This window comes from Peptoniphilus sp. oral taxon 836 str. F0141 (assembly GCF_000179335.1).
GTDB lineage: Bacteria > Bacillota > Clostridia > Tissierellales > Peptoniphilaceae > Peptoniphilus_A > Peptoniphilus_A lacrimalis.
The window spans coordinates 1-2,182 of record NZ_AEAA01000056.1; the positions used below are offsets into that span (position 1 = coordinate 1).

General features: G+C 25.1%; 3 protein-coding genes. All 3 read right to left on the reverse strand.

Annotation, left to right across the window (positions count from 1 at the left end):
• On the reverse strand, positions 1–930 hold a 930-nt coding region (locus HMPREF9131_RS02425), incomplete at its 3' end, for a hypothetical protein (protein ID WP_009345172.1).
• Positions 931–940: 10 nt separating this feature from the next.
• On the reverse strand, positions 941–1,486 hold the full coding sequence (locus HMPREF9131_RS02430) for a GDSL-type esterase/lipase family protein (protein ID WP_009345171.1): 546 nt from the start codon (positions 1,484–1,486) through the stop codon (positions 941–943).
• Complete coding sequence (locus HMPREF9131_RS02435) at positions 1,483–2,112, reverse strand: hypothetical protein (RefSeq protein WP_009345170.1); 630 nt, start codon at positions 2,110–2,112, stop codon at positions 1,483–1,485. Before HMPREF9131_RS02435 ends, HMPREF9131_RS02430 begins: the two co-directional genes overlap by 4 nt.
• Positions 2,113–2,182: the final 70 nt, after the last annotated feature.

A 2,182-nucleotide genomic window follows, 5' to 3' on the forward strand; every position in this document is an offset into this window, starting at 1 on the left:
ATCAAATGAAATATAATCTTCTTCATTAGCTAGATCAAGAATTATAGGCTCAGTCTTAGAATTTTTATAATATATTGAAATGCAATAAATGTTAGCAATATAAGTCAGTTTGCAATTATCATTAATACTTGTAAGTCCTCTCAAATCTATTGAAAAAGGATCAGATTTTAATTCTTCTATTTGGTCTTTTGATGGAACAAAAAGCTCCTCTACTGGTATGTCAATTTTTTTAATTTCTTTAATATCTTTAATTTCTTTAACTTCTTTAATTTTTTCAGTCTTTTTTTCTTTTTTAAGAGCTTTTTTAGGTTCAATATTAATTTTTTCTTTTCTTACTTGCGAAACTTTCCCACCAACTTTAGCTGATGAATTATTATTTTCTTTTATGGAAACTTTTTGGACATTTTGTTTTATTTCTTCTTTATTATTAGCATCAGATCTCTCATCAGTTTTAAAATAGGCTTTTCTTATATCATCATAGGAAACTTTTTCTGTTTCTTTCTCTGCTCTTAGGATTAAATCATAAGTATCTTGATTTTTTCTATGTAAATTAATATTTGAATAACCATAATATATTGTTAACTTCTCTAGATTTGCTAGTTCATCTACTTTAATATCTTTTTGAACCTGCAAAATATCTACATTATGATTTGTTGATTCATTTATATTTTCTTTTGCAATATTATTTTCCAATAAAAATTTATCAATAGAGTCCTTATTAAAATCTCTTAAGCCGGTATAAGGCTTATTTTTAATAATAATTTCATCCTTAAAATCTTTATTTACTAAATTGTCATAAACAGTTTTTTTGGGATTGATTATAAAAAAATATAGGATAAACTGAATTAAAACTAATAGAAAAACTGTCAAAAGTAGACTCTCTCTTTTTGATAATTTTCTTAGTTTGATTTTCTTGGCAAAACTTTCCATTTCATACCTCTTATAAAAGTTTTGTGCTTATATATTTTCCCATTGCCTTAGAAAGCTTGAGGTTAGGATGAATGCCATCCATTAAATTATCATAAATATCAATACCTGTTGTATCCATAAGATCAATTATTTTAAAATCTTCTTCTTGTCCTAATTTATCCAAAAATTCCCTATAATTTATTAATCTTTCCTTTATAAGTGGATAGTGAGTTTTTGAACACCAATTATAATCGCAAGCCTCTTGTGCTATGATTACAGGTTTTAAAAATATTATCTTTAAATCTTCTGACTTAAATATGTCCACTAATTCCATAATAGATTTTTCAACTTGTGCATTATCATAACCTTGCAAAAAATCATTAATTCCAATATGGACAATTACATGGGTGAATGGTTTTAAATCACCCCTATAGTATTTTAAAAGATTTGAAGATAAACCATTCAACCCACGATTTGCAATATCAAAATCTTTACTTAAATAATAAACAAATGACTTGCCTTGAAGTTTATATCCTTCAACTATTGAATCCCCCAAGGCTAAATATTTATTTTTCATTTTTTAAAAATCCTTTCAATAATAGATTTATTTTTTATAAAATTAATTTGACCTTCCTCGCCTTCCATTAGCCTTGTCAAGCTTTCCATGACCTTGATAAAATCCCTGTCGTTAAGAAAATCTTCTCTAATTTTTCCTGATTTTATGACTTGGACATTTGGTTTTTGTAAAAATTTTAAATCTTCATCTTCTAAATTTAGGTCTTCTATCAAATCAGTAAAAATAACATAGGTCTTTGTAAGTTTTCTTTTCTTAACCAATGAAAGTAAAATTTTTTCAGTATTTCTCAAAGACAGATTATCTTTATGGGTAAAAATTACAAGTCCTGATAAATAATTTAAATAATTATTTATGTATTCCATAAATAAGGGAATAGAAATAACTACATTTTCATAAGTCAATTCATTGAGTTTTTGATTAAAGATTTTAAAATCAAAATCAGATACTTCCTTAGAATAAGATGCAGGAATATAATCAAAGTTTTGGTTTTTTCTTATAACATCTTCTCCCATTGTCAAAAAATCATTAATGTCATAAATTGAATCAGTAATTCCAGTCAAAATATCAAGATTTCTAAAACCATTATAGGAATCAACCAAAAGAGAATTTTTTAAATTTTTGCTCAAAAAGTATTGAACCACAAAGAAATTCTTTTGAAAAATTAGCAGAAATAACTCCATAAATATTCAATACAAA

Excerpts from the sequence above, each read along its gene's own strand:
- HMPREF9131_RS02430 (WP_009345171.1), bottom strand. The coding sequence starts at position 1,486 with ATGAAAAATAAATATTTAGCCTTGGGGGATTCAATAGTTGAAGGATAT.